25 protein-coding genes and 1 pseudogene are annotated in these 15801 nt (G+C 44.4%); 24 read left to right on the top strand and 2 right to left on the bottom strand.

Annotated features, from left to right (window positions below):
- Positions 1–33: 33 nt before the first annotated feature.
- A complete protein-coding gene (locus Q0600_RS10300; RefSeq protein ID WP_298759992.1) occupies positions 34–954 on the top strand; it encodes a tetratricopeptide repeat protein in 921 nt (306 codons plus the stop codon).
- A gap of 178 nt (positions 955–1132) precedes the next feature.
- Entirely contained in the window at positions 1133–2011 is an 879-nt protein-coding gene (dapF, locus tag Q0600_RS10295; RefSeq protein ID WP_297918996.1) for a diaminopimelate epimerase, read from the top strand.
- 1122 nt (positions 2012–3133) lie between these two features.
- Here dapF and Q0600_RS10290 read toward each other — a convergent pair.
- Both Q0600_RS10290 and Q0600_RS10285 read right to left on the bottom strand, forming a co-directional pair.
- Complete coding sequence (locus Q0600_RS10290) at positions 3134–3469, bottom strand: hypothetical protein (RefSeq protein WP_298759989.1); 336 nt, start codon at positions 3467–3469, stop codon at positions 3134–3136.
- An 82-nt stretch (positions 3470–3551) separates the two neighbouring features.
- The gene (locus Q0600_RS10285) at positions 3552–4892 is read right to left on the bottom strand and encodes a hypothetical protein (protein WP_298759987.1); all 1341 of its coding nucleotides are present in this window, start codon (positions 4890–4892) and stop codon (positions 3552–3554) included.
- A 145-nt stretch (positions 4893–5037) separates the two neighbouring features.
- Between Q0600_RS10285 and rpsJ the strand changes: the two genes are divergently transcribed.
- The 22 genes and pseudogenes from rpsJ (at position 5038) to map (ending at position 15466) form a co-directional block, all read left to right on the top strand.
- Entirely contained in the window at positions 5038–5349 is a 312-nt protein-coding gene (gene rpsJ, locus Q0600_RS10280) for a 30S ribosomal protein S10 (protein WP_005869011.1), read from the top strand.
- 11 nt (positions 5350–5360) lie between these two features.
- On the top strand, positions 5361–5939 hold the full coding sequence (gene rplC / locus Q0600_RS10275; RefSeq protein ID WP_298759984.1) for a 50S ribosomal protein L3: 579 nt from the start codon (positions 5361–5363) through the stop codon (positions 5937–5939).
- The gene (gene rplD / locus Q0600_RS10270; protein WP_298759981.1) at positions 5936–6550 is read left to right on the top strand and encodes a 50S ribosomal protein L4; all 615 of its coding nucleotides are present in this window, start codon (positions 5936–5938) and stop codon (positions 6548–6550) included. Before rplC ends, rplD begins: the two co-directional genes overlap by 4 nt.
- A gap of 1 nt (position 6551) precedes the next feature.
- Positions 6552–6833, top strand: a complete 282-nt coding sequence (locus Q0600_RS10265; protein ID WP_298028398.1) for a 50S ribosomal protein L23 — start codon at positions 6552–6554, stop codon at positions 6831–6833.
- Position 6834: 1 nt separating this feature from the next.
- Positions 6835–7665 (top strand): 50S ribosomal protein L2, encoded by an 831-nt coding sequence (gene rplB, locus Q0600_RS10260; protein WP_297904236.1) that lies wholly within the window; start codon positions 6835–6837, stop codon positions 7663–7665.
- A gap of 2 nt (positions 7666–7667) precedes the next feature.
- The gene (gene rpsS / locus Q0600_RS10255) at positions 7668–7949 is read left to right on the top strand and encodes a 30S ribosomal protein S19 (protein WP_298759979.1); all 282 of its coding nucleotides are present in this window, start codon (positions 7668–7670) and stop codon (positions 7947–7949) included.
- A gap of 9 nt (positions 7950–7958) precedes the next feature.
- Positions 7959–8270, top strand: a pseudogene (gene rplV / locus Q0600_RS10250) (50S ribosomal protein L22); the annotation flags it as partial.
- 21 nt (positions 8271–8291) lie between these two features.
- Complete coding sequence (gene rpsC / locus Q0600_RS10245) at positions 8292–8987, top strand: 30S ribosomal protein S3 (protein ID WP_298759977.1); 696 nt, start codon at positions 8292–8294, stop codon at positions 8985–8987.
- Between the two features lie 2 nt (positions 8988–8989).
- The gene (gene rplP / locus Q0600_RS10240) at positions 8990–9415 is read left to right on the top strand and encodes a 50S ribosomal protein L16 (protein WP_005868996.1); all 426 of its coding nucleotides are present in this window, start codon (positions 8990–8992) and stop codon (positions 9413–9415) included.
- The gene (rpmC, locus tag Q0600_RS10235) at positions 9402–9584 is read left to right on the top strand and encodes a 50S ribosomal protein L29 (protein ID WP_005868995.1); all 183 of its coding nucleotides are present in this window, start codon (positions 9402–9404) and stop codon (positions 9582–9584) included. The genes rplP and rpmC overlap by 14 nt, the downstream gene beginning before the upstream one ends.
- A gap of 9 nt (positions 9585–9593) precedes the next feature.
- Entirely contained in the window at positions 9594–9845 is a 252-nt protein-coding gene (gene rpsQ / locus Q0600_RS10230) for a 30S ribosomal protein S17 (RefSeq protein WP_298759974.1), read from the top strand.
- Positions 9845–10213, top strand: a complete 369-nt coding sequence (gene rplN, locus Q0600_RS10225; RefSeq protein WP_005868993.1) for a 50S ribosomal protein L14 — start codon at positions 9845–9847, stop codon at positions 10211–10213. The genes rpsQ and rplN overlap by 1 nt, the downstream gene beginning before the upstream one ends.
- Positions 10213–10446, top strand: coding sequence for a 50S ribosomal protein L24 (gene rplX, locus Q0600_RS10220; protein ID WP_298759970.1), 234 nt, complete (start codon positions 10213–10215; stop codon positions 10444–10446). The genes rplN and rplX overlap by 1 nt, the downstream gene beginning before the upstream one ends.
- Before the next feature lie 2 nt (positions 10447–10448).
- On the top strand, positions 10449–10994 hold the full coding sequence (gene rplE / locus Q0600_RS10215; protein WP_291938590.1) for a 50S ribosomal protein L5: 546 nt from the start codon (positions 10449–10451) through the stop codon (positions 10992–10994).
- A 1-nt stretch (position 10995) separates the two neighbouring features.
- The gene (locus Q0600_RS10210) at positions 10996–11181 is read left to right on the top strand and encodes a type Z 30S ribosomal protein S14 (RefSeq protein ID WP_005868990.1); all 186 of its coding nucleotides are present in this window, start codon (positions 10996–10998) and stop codon (positions 11179–11181) included.
- A gap of 9 nt (positions 11182–11190) precedes the next feature.
- Positions 11191–11586: a 30S ribosomal protein S8 gene (gene rpsH / locus Q0600_RS10205; RefSeq protein WP_005868989.1), complete on the top strand. Its 396-nt coding sequence runs from the start codon at positions 11191–11193 to the stop codon at positions 11584–11586.
- 77 nt (positions 11587–11663) lie between these two features.
- Positions 11664–12200, top strand: coding sequence for a 50S ribosomal protein L6 (gene rplF / locus Q0600_RS10200; RefSeq protein ID WP_177387630.1), 537 nt, complete (start codon positions 11664–11666; stop codon positions 12198–12200).
- Positions 12201–12210: 10 nt separating this feature from the next.
- On the top strand, positions 12211–12567 hold the full coding sequence (gene rplR / locus Q0600_RS10195; protein WP_297990174.1) for a 50S ribosomal protein L18: 357 nt from the start codon (positions 12211–12213) through the stop codon (positions 12565–12567).
- Positions 12568–12582: 15 nt separating this feature from the next.
- Positions 12583–13026, top strand: coding sequence for a 30S ribosomal protein S5 (gene rpsE, locus Q0600_RS10190; RefSeq protein WP_298759966.1), 444 nt, complete (start codon positions 12583–12585; stop codon positions 13024–13026).
- Positions 13027–13038: 12 nt separating this feature from the next.
- On the top strand, positions 13039–13440 hold the full coding sequence (gene rplO / locus Q0600_RS10185; RefSeq protein ID WP_005868985.1) for a 50S ribosomal protein L15: 402 nt from the start codon (positions 13039–13041) through the stop codon (positions 13438–13440).
- Positions 13440–14705 (top strand): preprotein translocase subunit SecY, encoded by a 1266-nt coding sequence (gene secY / locus Q0600_RS10180; protein ID WP_297883350.1) that lies wholly within the window; start codon positions 13440–13442, stop codon positions 14703–14705. Before rplO ends, secY begins: the two co-directional genes overlap by 1 nt.
- Positions 14706–14707: 2 nt before the next feature.
- A complete protein-coding gene (gene map / locus Q0600_RS10175; protein ID WP_291938575.1) occupies positions 14708–15466 on the top strand; it encodes a type I methionyl aminopeptidase in 759 nt (252 codons plus the stop codon).
- Positions 15467–15801: the final 335 nt, after the last annotated feature.

Here is a 15801-nt window from a genome sequence, read left to right as displayed (position 1 = left end):
ATTAAGATGAGACTAAAAATAAAGGAGAAGGCGATGAGGATCGGTAGCCGCGTCCAAAAGGGCGCTAAATTTCAAAATTTTAAAAGCACGCCGTTTAAAGAGCGGTTGAAATTTACGGCGCGAGCGGTTTTGCTCTCCGCGCTGTTTGCGACGGGCGCTGCGGCGGAGATCGACGATCTAAGGAAGGGCTGCGCCGCGGGAAGCGAGATGGATTGTAAAAAACTAAGCCGCGTGATAAACGAGCTGCAGCGCAATTGCGACGCCGGCGGCGAGGAAAACGCGCTGGATTGTGCAAATTTAGGCTACGCATACGACTCAAATAGAAGCTTCAAGCAGGCCGCGCGCTATTACGACAGGGCGTGCAAGCTCGGCGAGCAGAAGGGCTGCGTCTATTTGGGGCTGCTCTACAACGACGGGCAGGGAGTCACGCAAGATCGTAAGAGGGCGAATGAGCTTTTTAGCGATGCTTGCAAGAAAAACAGCAGCGAGGGGTGCGCGAGCCTTGCATACAACTATAAAAAGGGGCTCGGCGTCTATCCAGACACGAAAAAGGCGATCGAACTTTTGATCAAGGCTTGCAAGATGGGACAGGTAGAGGCGTGCCATAACCTAGGGCTTAGCTATGTTCTCGGCGAAGGCGTGAAAAAGGACGCGGACAGGGCTAGGACATTTTTTACGAGGGCTTGCGAGCAAGGACACGCGGATTCATGCGTAAATTTGGGCGTTACGTATTTCAAGGGCGACGGCGGGCAAAAGGATCATGCGCTTGCTGCGAAGTATTTTAGCGAAGCGTGCGAAAAAAGCGACGAGCCGCTAGCCTGCTCAAATTTAGCGTATCAATACGAAAAAGGCTGGGGCGTAGCGAAAGATAAAAAGAGGGCGCGCGAGCTTTATGAAAAGGCTTGCAAGCTCGGAAGATTTGATGCTTGCGAGCATTTAAAGACTATGAGGTAGGCTCTAACATCAAGCGCGAAAAACGCATAACAAAATGGGCTTACGAAAGAAGATAGTTAGTAACTTTAGTCTTAGTAAAGCCTATAAATAAGCGATGCGCTTAAATTTAGATAGAAGTAAAATTTTAATAAAGCGTTAGTGAGCAGCGTTAGTAATTTTAAAATTTGCGAGGTAGATAATGAAAATTTCAAAATATAATGCGAGCGGAAATGATTTCGTGATTTTTACGGATTCTGTTAAGGCGGATAGATCCAAGCTAGCGCGCGAGCTATGCGATAGGCGTGATGGGGTGGGCGCCGACGGGCTCATCGTCGTACTACCGAAATTTAACGGTATCGAGGGGATAAATTTCGAGTGGGAATTTTACAATAGCGACGGCAGCAGCGCCGATATGTGCGGCAATGGCTCGCGCGCGGTATGCATGTATGCGTATGAGAATTTTTTGGCCGGGCAGAGCATGAAATTCCTAAGCGGCGCAGGCGTAATTAGCGGTGAAATTTTCGGTATTTTCGGCGGAAATTTGAGCGAGAGCATGCGAGGCGAGCTACGCAATGTAAGCTTTGGCGAGATTTTCAATCTGCGTCCTAATGCTCACGCGTTAGTAGCTAATGTCGAGGTAATGTTAACTCGTCCTAAGCGCCTGGGCGAAAGCTTTGAGGAGGCAGGGCTAACGTGGTATTTTTATAACACAGGAGTGCCGCACTTAGTAACTTTTGTTAGCGATTTAAATGAGTTCGACGCCGCGCTAGCCCGCGATCTGCGTGAAAAGTATAACGCTAACGTTAATTATGCGTTAGTTCAAAGCCGCCTCGCAAGCAAAATTTTAAAGGTGCGCACCTTTGAGCGTGGCGTAGAGGCAGAAACTCTCGCATGCGGTACGGGGATGGCAGCATGCTTCATCGCAGGCGTCGAAAATATGGGGCTAACTCCCGACATCCGCGTGATACCCGCAAGCGGTGAAACGCTAAATTTGCGCTTAGGGGATGGAGGCAAAATTTACTTTCGCGGCGACGTTAGGCATACTTTCGATGGCGAATTTATCGGATACGTGGAGTAAACAGGGCGGAATTTCGAGCCGGTTTGCGCGAGAATCCGTCAAATTTTCAAGTGCGATTTATACAAAATTTCGCTTTTCGCTACGTTTGATAAAATAATATATTTGCAATACAGCATTGGAATTTTAAAATTTTATGATGATGAAATTTTAGAATTTTCGGGGATGGTTTGCGTGATAATTTTAATTTTGAGGTAAAATTTGTCGCTTCACTGCAAAATTTAATTCCTAAATCTCGGAATTTTATGAAATAAAATTTTAAGATTTCAGCGTGCGGAATTTTGCTACTAAATTTAAAATTTTTGCTTGAATTTCACATTTGTATCGCATTAATTTGGGCTTCTGCGGAATTTAGCGTTATAAAATTTACGCTCTAACCCGCTCATTTGGTTTATAATTTTTGCTGCCACCGCAAAAAATCCGCCGTGTTCGCACAAGTGAAATTCCGTCGCATTTGCACGAGCGAAATCCGCCACTGATAGTAGAAAGCGCGGTATCAAGCGCAAATCCTCGCCGCGGGTAAAATCTATCATTGACGATAAAGGCTGGATTTATCGATGCGGCAATTCTTGAAGTGCGGTAGAATTTACTAACGACGATAAAAGCATAGTGTGGTTACGGCGAAATTTAAAATTTGCGCCCGCCGAATTTCGCCGCGCCGTCATTTTGTCGTTTAAATTTTAAATTCCATCCGCGTCGGTTTCGCCGAAACTAGGCATAAAGCCTGATGATTAACTCTCTGGCGAGCGCTAAAATCACGACGAAGATTGTAAATTTTAATAAAGATTTTTGTCGTATCGCGACAAGCATGACGATGCCAAATAAAACGAGCGCAATATCTAAAAATGTATCTTTCATACGCTTAATTGAAATTTAATCAAAATGCTAAGTATGATAAGAAGTATTATAAAGCGCAAGATTGAGCGCATGGAGGATAGATCACCAAATTCTTTGTCATATTCCTTTTTTACCTCCCATTCAGCTTTCCAGGCGAACATTTTTACTATAAAATCCAGCATTTTCATCCCCTTTTTTTAAGGCGAGTCGCATAAAAATGAAATTCTGTCGCTCCACGTGAAATTAAAGAATTCTATCTAATTAGCGCTTAAAATTTTTAATTTTGGGCTATTTGTCGGCGTTTTGGACGAGCGCTTTTTCGTATTTTTCGATAAAGTTTCGCCCTGACTCGCATAGACGGTAGATGAAAATCTTCGACGCCTTGCCCGCATCAAGCCCCGTATCCTTAATGCTTTCGCGCTGCAGGTAGCCCCAGTTTTTATGAATTATGTCAAGAGTCGATTTGATCGAGGTGTAGTTGCGTCCGCTTGCGGCTGCGAATTCGTTCACGGGTCTCATAAACTCCGCATCGCTTTGCTTGTTGCGACACAAAAGTCCCTCTTTACCTTGTGATTCGACCAGTTTTAGCGTTTCATAAATGAGTTTGTCTTTTAATTTGATCATCGGCTTCCCCTTATGTAATTGATATGGGTTTGCCAAAAGTATATCATAAAATTTATATTTTTATGATATGAAATGTCAATAATTAGAAGCTAAGCACGAACTCATGAAACGGCACGACATCGCAGCGAATACCCTCAATCTCGAGCCTACTGGAGTTTGCCATAGAAACGACTTTTAAGCTCGTGATGCCAAGCCTCTTGAGCACGCTTAAAATTTTACGAAATTTTAAAAAGATAATGTCCGCGTCGCTGAATGGGATGACGAGAACCCCCACCTTTAGAGCAGGCAGGTAAAAATCCAACTCTTTTGTGTAAAAAATTGGTGTATTTAGCCCCAAAAGCTCGCAAAAAAGGACGTTGGCAAATTTTTTCGAGAAGTCCTTTTTGCTCGTTAAAATTTCGCGCATATTAAAATGCGAAAAATATAGTTTTTTTGCGCGCGCGGGCTCGCCAGCTTTGCTTAAAAATCTGATGAAATTTTCCCGCTCAAGTTTGGCAATAGTGCCGTATACGGCGTCTTTGGAGATCTTGATGCGCGGCTTTAGCGCGGTGTAAATTTTATTTGCGCTAAATGCGGCGTGGACGAAGCTTAGGCATTCTTTGAGGATTAAAATCTCCGTGCGGCTAAAGTTTGCCGCAAGCAGCCTCTGCTCAAATTCTAAAATTTCGGCAGGCGCTATGAAGGGGTTTTTTGCGCCGCCGCCTTGGGCTAAAAATGCCGAAATCATCGAGTTTATCTCATTGTGGCGCTTGTCGAAGGCGATAAATTCCTCAAATGAAAGCGGCAAAAGCTCAATCCGCTCAAAGCCTGGCAAAACTAACTCTTTATCGCGAGTAGAAATTATAAAGTGCTTTAAATTTAGCCCTCCAGCAAAGCTTTTAAGCGATGAAATTTCAAAATCGGCGCTACTAAAATTATCCAGAAAAAGCGATGAAATTTGCTCGTTGGCGGCTAAAAATTCTTTGATCTTGCGGAAGAAATTCTTACTCCTGTTTTCTGCTCCATAGGATTCCACTTTTTTTGCATTGTTTGAGCCATTTGCGCTTGCGTTTTTTGTATCTGTATTTTTTACGGCGGCGCGATAAAATTCTTCTATATCCGAAATATCTGCGCCAAGCATAGCTCTTCTACTTATTTCATATTCATTTGCTTCGCTAGCCTTTATATTGTCCGCACTATTTCTAGCTGCAAAAATTGCATCACTCGCTACTGCCCCCTCAAGGCGTAGATCAGCTAAATTTAGATACAAAATTTCATCTTTTTTAAGCTCTGAAATTTCATTTTTCAGCACGGCGCTTTTGCCGGAATTTAGCACTCCGTAGATTATGGTTTTGGCAGAGCTGATACCTCTTTTGCGCGGGATAAAGCCTGCAAATTCCGGCGGATTTTCGTAAAAAAATTTTAGATCATTCATAGCGAGCATTTTAAAATTTTCCTTATTAAAAGGAAATATTTCAATAAAATTTGGCTATTTTCTTGACAAAAAGGGAGCGCTTTTATATAATGTGCGTCTTTTGTTTGAAACAAAGGGTCGCGCGTTGCGACAAGTTCTTTATTAAGGAAAAGTGATGCAAAAAATTAGGTTAAAACTCAAGGCTTATGACCATCGAGTTTTAGATCGCACAGTTTCGGCTATCGTTGAAGCCGTAAAAAGAACAGGTGCGGACGTCAGAGGTCCCGTGCCGATGCCTACGAAGATTAAACGCTACACCGTTTTAAGATCTCCGCACGTAAATAAAGACTCCAGAGAGCAGTTTGAGATGAAAATTCACGCTCGTATGCTAGATATCGTAGCGGCGACTCCGGATACGGTTGATTCGCTAACTAAGCTTGATTTGGCTCCGGAAGTCAACGTCGAAGTTCACGCGATGGGCAAATAAGGGGTAAAACAATGGAATATATCGTAGAAAAAATAGGTATGAGTAGGACGATCGACACGAGCAGCATGCCCGTGACTCTTTTGCGACTTATCAATACCAAAATTTGCGAAGTTTGCGATGAGAAAAAAGCTATCGTAGCCTACGCAGACGGCAAAGCGTATAACAAAGCTATCGCCGGAATTCAAAAGAAATATAGCCTAAGCAAGGAATTTAATAAATTTGCGACTCTAAGCTTAGAAAATGCCGAGCTTGGTGATCAAAATTTAGATGTTTTGAGCGGAGCTAGGATCGTAAAAGTAAGCTTCAGATCCAAGGGTAAGGGCTATCAGGGCGTTATCAAACGTCATGGTTTTGCGGGCGGTCCTGCAGCGCACGGTAGCCGCTTCCACCGAAGGCCTGGTTCTATTGGCAACTGCGAGTGGCCCGGTCGCGTTCAGCCTGGTATGAGGATGGCGGGACACACTGGAAACGAAACGATCACTGCTAAAAACGAAGTCGTAAGCTTTGATGCCGAGAATAAAATTTTAGTGCTTAAGGGCTCGGTTCCTGGATTTAACGGTGCAATGGGCAGAATAAGGATAGTAAAATGAGTAAAGTAAGCGTGCTTAACGAAAAACTAGAAAAAGCAAGCGAAATTGAAATCCCTGCGAAATTTTCGGAAGTCAATTCGCACAATCTATATTTGTACGTCAAATCTTACCTTGCTTCGCTTCGCGCAAATACCGCTAACGCTAAAACTCGCGCCGAGGTTAGCGGCGGCGGCAAAAAACCATGGCGACAAAAGGGTCGCGGTGGCGCACGTGCGGGCTCAACGAGAACCAATGTCTGGGTAGGCGGCGCGGTTGCATTCGGTCCGACTAACGAGCGAAATTACGAGCAGAAGGTCAATAAAAAGCAAAAACGTCTTGCACTAGAATTTGCTATCAATGAGAAAGCAAACGAGGGTAAAATTTTTATCTTCGACGATTTGGAGCTAAAAAGCGGTAAAACTAAAGATGCGGCAAATTTTATTAAGAAACTGGGCGTTAGAGATGCGCTGATCGTTAAAAACGAGCTGGACGCACAAACCCTTTTGGCCTATAGAAATTTAAAAAATTGCTATGTTATCGATACAAGTGAGGTTAATGCTTACCTAATCGCAGTTTACGGCTCGGTCGTATTCGAAAAAGCGGCATTTGAATCAATAGTGAAAGAGGACTAAAATGGCAGATATAACAGATATCAAAACGATCCTTTATACGGAAAAGTCTCTCGGTCTTCAAGAAAACGGCGTGGTCGTTATCCAAACTAGCCCGTCGGTTACGAAAAACGGACTAAAGAGTGTTTTAAAAAACTATTTCGGGATTACTCCGCTAAAGATAAATTCTTTAAGACAGGATGGCAAAGTAAAAAGATTTAAAGGCAGAACTGGCGCTAGAAACGATGTGAAAAAATTCTACGTCAAACTACCTGAAGGCGTAAGCCTAGAAAGCGTGGAGGCGTAAAATGGCGATTAAAACTTATAAACCGTATACTCCAAGTAGAAGATTTATGACAGGGCTTAGCAGCGAGGATATCACTGCAAAAGCTAGCGTTAGAGGCTTGCTCGTTAAAATTCCTGCCGCTGCCGGAAGGAACAATAACGGTCGCATTACTAGCCGCCATAAACAAGCTGGAGCCGCTAAACTTTATAGAATTATCGATTTTAAGCGAAATAAATTCGGCGTTCCTGGCAAGGTTGAGGCAATCGAATACGATCCGAATCGCAACTGCCGTATCGCATTGATCTCATACGCAGACGGCGAGAAGCGCTACATTATCAAGCCTAACGATCTTAATGTGGGCGACGTAGTAGCCGCTGCCGAGGGCGGATTAGATATTAAACCTGGCAACGCGATGAAGATGAAAAACATCCCTGTGGGAACTATCCTGCACAATATCGAGTTAAAACCCGGCAAAGGCGCTCAAATGGCACGTAGCGCAGGAGGTTATGCTCAGCTTATGGGTAAAGAGGAAAAATATGTCATTCTACGTCTGCCTAGCGGCGAGATGAGAAGAGTGCTTGCAGAGTGTATGGCCAGTATCGGCGTAGTGGGTAACGAAGAGTGGGCAAACGTCGTCATTGGTAAAGCCGGACGTAACCGCCACAGAGGTATCCGTCCTCAAACCAGAGGTTCTGCGATGAACCCGGTCGATCACCCGCACGGCGGTGGCGAGGGTAAGAAAAACTCCGGTCGCCATCCGGTAACTCCGTGGGGTAAACCGACGAAGGGCTATAAAACTCGCCATAAAAAAGCGAGCGATAAGCTTATAATTTCAAGAAGGAAAGGAAAATAAAAATGGCTAGATCGCTAAAAAAAGGTCCTTTCGTAGATGATCACGTAATGAAAAAAGTCGTTGCGGCAAAGAAATCCGGCGATAACAAACCGATCAAGACTTGGTCGAGACGAAGCACGATCGTGCCTGAGATGATCGGACTTACGTTTAACGTTCATAACGGAAAGAATTTTATCCCGGTTTACGTCACCGAGCATCATATCGGTTATAAATTAGGCGAGTTTGCTCCTACGCGCACTTTCAAGGGCCACAAAGGCTCCGTGCAGAAAAAGATCGGCAAGTAAGGATAGAATATGAGTAAATCAACTATTAAATTTGTTCGCCTTTCGCCGACAAAAGCAAGACTTATCGCAAAACAAATTCAAGGCATGAATGCGGAATTTGCCCTTGCCACTTTGGAATTTACGCCTAATCGCGGTGCGAAATATATCGCGACGGCGATTTCAAGCGCGGTCGCAAACGGCGGCTTTGAGCCTGAAGAGGTCGTAGTTACAAGCTGCCGAGTGGATGCTGGTCCTGTGCTTAAGAGATTTCGTCCGCGCGCCAGAGGTACGGCTAGTCGTATCCGCAAACCTACTTCGCACATCATCGTCGAAGTAGCAAAACCAAGTAAGAAGGAAGCGTAAATGGGACAGAAAGTAAATCCGATCGGTTTAAGATTAGGAATTAATCGAAATTGGGAGTCTAGATGGTTTCCTTCTAAAGCGACGCTTTCCGAAAGTATCGGCGAGGATTATAAGATCCGCAAATTTTTAAAAGCTAAGCTTTATTATGCGGGAATTAGCCAAATTCTTATCGAAAGAACGGCTAAGAAAATTCGCGTAACGATCGTAGCCGCAAGACCGGGCATCATCATCGGCAAAAAAGGCGGCGAGGTTGAAAATTTAAGAAGCGAAGTCGTTAAGTTAGTCAATAAAGACATAGCCATCAATATCAAAGAGGAGCGCAAAGTAGGCTCGAACGCACTTTTGGCTGCGGAAAACGTAGCTATGCAGCTAGAGCGCCGCGTTGCATTCCGCCGCGCTATGAAAAAGGTCATCCAAAGCGCTCAAAAAGCAGGTGCAAAGGGAATTAAAATTTGCGTCGCAGGTCGCTTAGGCGGCGCCGAGATGGCTAGAACCGAATGGTATTTGGAGGGACGCGTTCCGCTTCATACTCTAAGGGCTAGGATCGATTACGGCTTTGCCGAAGCGCATACGACTTACGGTAATATCGGCATTAAGGTTTGGATCTTTAAGGGTGAAATTTTACAAAAAGGCATCCAGGCTGAAAAGACCGATGATGCGCCTAAAAAAACACGCAGACCAAGAAGAGGTAAATAGTTATGTTGATGCCAAAAAGAACAAAATACCGCAAGATGATGAAAGGTCGCAATCGCGGCTACGCAACGAGAGGAAATTCCTTGACGTTCGGTGATTTCGGTATCAAAGCGGTAGAGGCGGGTAGGGTAAATTCTCGCCAGATCGAAGCGGCTCGTGTCGCGATGACGCGCTTCGTGAATCGTCAAGCTAAAATTTGGATTAAGGTATTCCCAGACAAACCGCTTACCAAAAAGCCTCTACAAACTCGTATGGGTAAAGGTAAGAGCGGCGTAGAAGAGTGGGTAATGAATATAAAACCGGGCAGGATCATTTTTGAGATGACCGGCGTTAGCGAAGAGGTTGCTAAAGAGGCGCTTATGCTTTCGATTCATAAACTACCTTTTAAAACGAAAATCGTAAGTAGGGAAAGCGAAAATGAAATATACTGATTTGAAAGATAAAGATTTGGCTGAGCTAAATTCTATGTTGAAACAAAGTAAGTTGCTTTTATTTACGGCTAGACAAAAGCTAAAAACTATGCAGCTAAGCAATCCTAACGAGATTCGCGCTATCAAAAAAGATATCGCTAGAATCAACACCGCTATTAAAGCGAAATAAGGATAGGTTATGGCATTTAAAAGAGAAATTCAAGGCGTAGTCGTAAAGAAGGCGGGCGATAAAACAGCTACCGTTTTGGTAGAGCGAAGGGTTATACACCCTAGATATAGAAAGATCGTAAAAAGATTTAAAAAATATCTGATCCACGATGAGAACAACGTCGTAAAGATCGGCGATACCATATCTGCGATCGAGTGCAGACCGCTAAGCGCTAGAAAATCGTTTCGCTTAAAAGCGGTTTTGAAAACAGGAGTTGAATAATGATACAGAGTTTTACCAGACTTGCGGTAGCTGATAATAGCGGCGCAAAAGAACTTATGTGTATTAAAGTTTTGGGCGGCAGCAAAAGAAGATACGCCACAATCGGCGATATTATCGTTTGCTCTGTAAAAAAAGCGCTCCCTAACGGCAAGATTAAGCGCGGTCAAGTAGTAAAAGCCGTAGTCGTTCGTACGACTAAAGAGTTGCACAGAGGCAACGGCTCACTAATTAGATTCGATGAGAACGCAGCCGTTATTTTGGATTCAAAAAAAGAGCCGATCGGCACTCGTATTTTCGGTCCTATCGGTAGAGAGGTCAGATACGGCGGTTTTATGAAGATCGTTTCGCTGGCTCCGGAGGTTTTATAATGGCAGTAAAATTTAAGATTAAAAAGGGCGATCAAGTAAAGATCATCGCAGGTGACGATAAGGGCAAAACAGGCACCGTTAAGGCCGTGTTTCCTAAAAAAGCTCAAGTTATCGTCGAGGGTTGTAAAATAGCTAAAAAGGCTATCAAACCAACCGAGCAAAATCCGCAAGGCGGCTTTACAAGCAAAGAGATGCCTATGGATATTTCAAACGTTGCGTTGGTAGAGGGTTGATTATGAGCAGACTAAAAGATAAATACGCTAATTCCATCAGAGCTGCTTTGCAGAAAGAATTTGATATAAAAAATCCTATGCTTATCCCAGCGCTTGAAAAGATCGTTATCAGCGTAGGAACGGGCGAATCGAGCAAAGATCAAAAAGTGCTTCAAAATATGGCCGATACTATCTCGCTGATCGCAGGCCAAAAAGCGCTTATCGTCAATGCAAAAAAATCGGTTGCCGGCTTTAAAGTGCGCGAAGGTTTCCCGGTAGGTATAATGGTTACGTTACGAAAGGAGCAGATGTTTGCCTTCCTAGACAAACTGATCTCTATCGCGCTTCCTAGAGTTAAGGATTTCCGAGGACTACCTAGAACGGGCTTTGATGGACGTGGCAATTACAACTTCGGCTTGCAAGAGCAGCTAATGTTCCCTGAGGTCGAATACGATCAAATTTTAAGAACTCACGGTATGAATATAACCGTCGTAACGACTACAAATAACGATAAAGAGGCATTTAAATTGCTAGAGCTATTCGGCATGCCTTTTGCAAAAGGAAAATGATATGGCAAAAAAATCAATGGTAGCCAAGGCGAAACGCCCCGCTAAATTTAGCACTCGCGCATATACCAGATGTCAAATTTGCGGTCGTCCGCACTCTGTTTATAAGGATTTTGGAATTTGTCGCGTTTGCCTTCGCAAGATGGCAAACGAGGGCTTGATCCCGGGTCTAAAAAAAGCAAGCTGGTAAGGAGAAGAGATGATTAACGATCTTATTTCAGATGGATTAACTCGCATCAGAAATGCTGCGATGCGAAGGCTAGATACGACTAAGCTTTTTCACTCAAACGTCGTTGAGGCTATGCTTAAAATTTTAGCCGAGAAGGGCTATATCGAGAGCTACAACGTAGTAGAGGAAAACAATAAAAAGATCATCAACGTAGTGCTTAAATACGACGAAAAGGGCAGGAGCGTGATAAACGAAGTTAAAAGAATTTCGACTCCGGGTCGCCGCGTATATCAAGGCAAAGATGAGATCAAGCGCTTCAAAAACGGCTACGGAACCGTCGTCGTTAGCACAAGCAAAGGCGTTATGAGCGGTATCGACGCGCACAAAGCCGGCGTCGGCGGCGAAGTGCTTTGCACGATCTGGTAAGAAGTTTCTACTTTTTATGGCATTGTGGTATCCATTCGTAAAAGTAGACATACCCTAGACAAATAAAAAGGAAAATTATGTCAAGAATTGGTAAAAAACCGATCTCTATCCCGAGCGGAGTTGAGGTCAAGATTGACGGCTCGTCGTTAAAATTTAAAAAATCGAATAACGAAAAAGAGCTTGATTTAAAAGGTCATGTCGATGTAAAAATCGAAGACGGAAAGATAGAATTCTCACCTAAAGGTGAAGATAGGCAGAGCAGGGCGTATTGGGGAACATACCGCGCTTTAGCCAACAATATCGTCCTTGGTCTTACCGAGGGCTTTTCAAAACAGCTCGAAATCAACGGCGTCGGCTACAGAGCTGCGATGAAAGGCAAGGTGCTTGAGCTAAATTTGGGCTTTTCGCATCCGATAAATTTTGAGTCTCCAAAGGGGATTGAAATTTCCGTAGATAAAAACGTCGTAACCATCAAAGGCGACGACAAGCAGCAAGTAGGTCAAGTAGCAGCCGAGATCAGAGGATTCAGACCGCCTGAGCCATATAAGGGTAAAGGCATCAAGTATCTTGAAGAGCATATCATCCGCAAAGCCGGAAAAACAGCTAAGAAATAAGGGTTGAGAAATGACACAGAACGTATTAAAAAGAAAGATCTCTTTACGAATCAAGAGAAAAAGAAGAATTCGCGCTAAAATTTCAGGCGTCGCATCTTGCCCTAGAATTTCTATTTTCAAATCTAATAGGACAGTTTACGCCCAGGCTATCGACGACGCGGCGAGCGTTACTTTGTGCGCCAGCAGCGGTAAGGTTTTAAATTTAAAGGCAAACAAAGAGGGCGCGGCTAGCCTAGCTAAAGATTTGGCTTCCAAGCTAAGGGATAAAGGCATCTCCGAGGCGATTTTCGATCGCAATGGCTATTTGTATCATGGCGTAATCGCAAGCTTTGCCGAGTCGCTACGCCAAAACGGCATCAAACTATAACCCAAAGGAATGATTGTGGAAAAGTATAATAGAGAAGAATTCGAAGAGGTAATCGTCAATATCGGTAGGGTTACGAAGGTCGTTAAGGGCGGTAGAAGGTTTAGATTTACCGCGCTTGTAGTGGTAGGCAATAGAAACGGTCTAGTAGGCTTTGGCTTCGGTAAATCCAAAGAGGTTCCTGACGCGATTAAAAAGGCGGTGGACGATGCGTTTAAAAATATCATCAAGGTAAATTTAAACGGCTCTACTATCACTCACGATATCGAAGTTAAATACAATGCGAGCAAAATTTTACTTAAGCCGGCGAGCGAAGGTACCGGCGTTATCGCAGGCGGTTCAGTCCGCCCAGTTTTAGAGCTTGCGGGTGTTAAAGATATCCTCACTAAATCGCTAGGTTCGAACAACTCCTCAAATGTCGTAAGAGCTACTATGAAAGCTCTTAGTATGTTAAAACACTAACAAGGATAAAAGATGGGATTAGAAAATCTTAAAAAAGCCCCAGGCTCGACTCACGCTACTAAGCGCTTGGGTCGCGGTCAAGGAAGCGGTCTGGGTAAAACTGCGGGTCGCGGCGGCAAGGGTCAGACCGCACGTACCGGCTCTCATGAAAAAAGAGGCTTCGAGGGCGGTCAGCAGCCGATTCAACGAAGGCTTCCAAAGGTAGGTTTTACTTCTAAATTTGAAAAACCTTACGTGATTAATGTCGATAAAATCGAAGCTATCAAAGATCTTAGCGAGATTACGATTGAAAGCATCAAATCCGTTCATAAAATTTCGAATTCCGTTAAAAAGATCAAGCTGATCGGCGTAGGCGCAAAAGCGCTTGCTAGCAAGATCAAAGACGAGAACGTAAAGTCTAGCGGACAAAAATAATGAATAAATCGCTACGCAACAAAATTCTCATTACTTTGGGCTTTCTTTTTGCCTATAGGTTGCTAGCTTACGTGCCGGTTCCGGGAGTGGACGTTGAGGTTATAAAGCAATTTTTTCAAAGCAATAGCAACAACGCTTTTGGAATGTTTAATATGTTTAGCGGTAACGCGGCGGAGCGATTCAGCGTTATCTCGCTAGGCATTATGCCTTATATTACCGCTTCGATCATTATGGAACTGCTCGCCGCGACCTTCCCAAATTTAGGCAAGCTCAAAAAAGAGCGCGACGGTATGCAGAAATATATGCAGATCATCCGATACGCCACCATCGCAATCGCTATGGTTCAATCCATCGGCGTTAGCATCGGTTTACAGGGCATCCACGGACAGACCGGAGCGCCTGCGATAATGGCGGAGAATACTAACGAGTTTGTTTTCATCTCGTGCATTTCGATGCTGGCAGGCACCATGCTTTTGATGTGGATCGGCGAACAAATTACGCAACGCGGCGTCGGTAACGGCACCAGCCTTATTATCTTTGCAGGTATCGTAAGCGCCATCCCTAGAGCGATCGGAAGTACCGTAAATTTAGTAAATACCGGCGAGATGAATTTCTTGATTCTTGCCCTTATCATAGCTATTGTTTTGATCACTATCGGCGTGATCATCTACATAGAGCTGGGCGAGCGCAGAATTCCCGTTTCGTTTTCGCGCAAGGTATTGATGGCGAATCAAAACAAGCGCATTATGAACTATGTGCCGATCAAGCTAAATTTAAGCGGCGTCATTCCGCCTATTTTTGCAAGCGCGATTTTGATGTTTCCGACCACTATTTTGCAGGCAAGCACCAATCCGATCATCCAAAAGATCCACGATTTCTTAAGCCCGAGCAACTACTTTTTTAACTTCCTAACTTTTGTTTTGGTTGTGTTTTTTGCGTATTTTTACGCATCGATCGCGTTTAATTCAAAAGATATAAGCGAAAATTTAAAGAAGCAGGGCGGATTTATCCCGGGCATTCGTCCGGGCGAGGGAACGGCGAGCTTTTTAAACGAAGTTGCCAGCCGCCTTACGTTTTGGGGCTCGATCTATCTCGGCCTCGTAACCGTCATCCCGTGGCTGCTCGTTAAATTTATGGGCGTGCCGTTTTATTTCGGCGGTACCAGCGTGCTGATCGTCGTCTCCGTCGCTCTTGATACGATGAGGCGCATTGAAGCGCAGATCTATATGAACAAATATCAGACCCTAAGCGCGGTCGGGCTATAAAAATGGCAATTTTGCTTAAAACAAAAAAAGATTTAGAGGGGCTGCGTGCAGCGAATAGGATCGTCGCGCAGGCCCTTGATTACGCGGCTTCATTTATAAAGCCGGGTCTTAGCCTGCTCGAAGTCGATAAAAAGATTGACGATTTCATCACCTCCAAGGGCGCGTATCCTGCCTTTAAAGGGCTATACGGCTTTCCAAACGCCGCTTGCCTCTCGCTAAATGAAGTCATCATCCACGGCATCCCCGACGAAACGATCTTGCAGGAGGGCGATATCTTAGGCGTCGATTTGGGCTCGAAGCTAAACGGATATTTCGGCGACAGCGCCCGCACCCTGCCCGTCGGTAAAATTTCAAAAGCCGACGAGGAGCTCATCGCATGCAGCAAGGATACGCTGGAGTTTGCCATCAAAACGATCAGGGTAGGAATGCACTTCAAAGAGCTAAGCTTCGAGATCGAGAAATTTATTCGCGCGCGCGGCTTCGTGCCGCTATACGGCTTCTGCGGTCACGGCATCGGCAAGCACCCGCACGAAGAGCCTGAGATCCCAAACTATCTAGAGGGCAACAATCCAAAATCGGGCCCCAAAATCAAAAACGGCATGGTTTTTTGCATCGAGCCGATGATCTGCCAAAAGGACGGCACGCCGGTCATCGCCGAGGATAAATGGAGCACGAGAAGCAAGGATGGGCTCCGCACTAGCCACTATGAGCACTGCATGGCGGTTTTTGACGGTAAGGTAGAAGTCCTAAGCGTCGCATAGAATTTCGCGTAAAAACTAACGCGGCCTAGTTAAAATTTTACACTGCTCGTGTCTTAGAATTTTACTTCAGCCGCTTCACGTATAAATTTTATCCAAAGGAAACCTATCGCACTAGAAATTTTAAAATCTGTCGCGACGGTTTGTAGCCTAGCCGTAAAATTTTAAAGGTTGTGCTTTAGCTCATGCTTTCTGTTTTTAAAGCCTCGTTTTGTAGCTTCGCTCTTAGATTCGCTTTCAATTAAAATTTAGCCTCAAAATTCCGTCACCCAATTCTACTTCCCCCGTATCTTTAAAATTCGGCTGTAAAATTCGAAGCATAAAAGCGCGCAAGTAAG

This window comes from uncultured Campylobacter sp. (assembly GCF_938041645.1).
Classification (GTDB): Bacteria; Campylobacterota; Campylobacteria; order Campylobacterales; family Campylobacteraceae; genus Campylobacter_B.
This window is presented reverse-complemented; position numbering and strand designations above follow the sequence as displayed.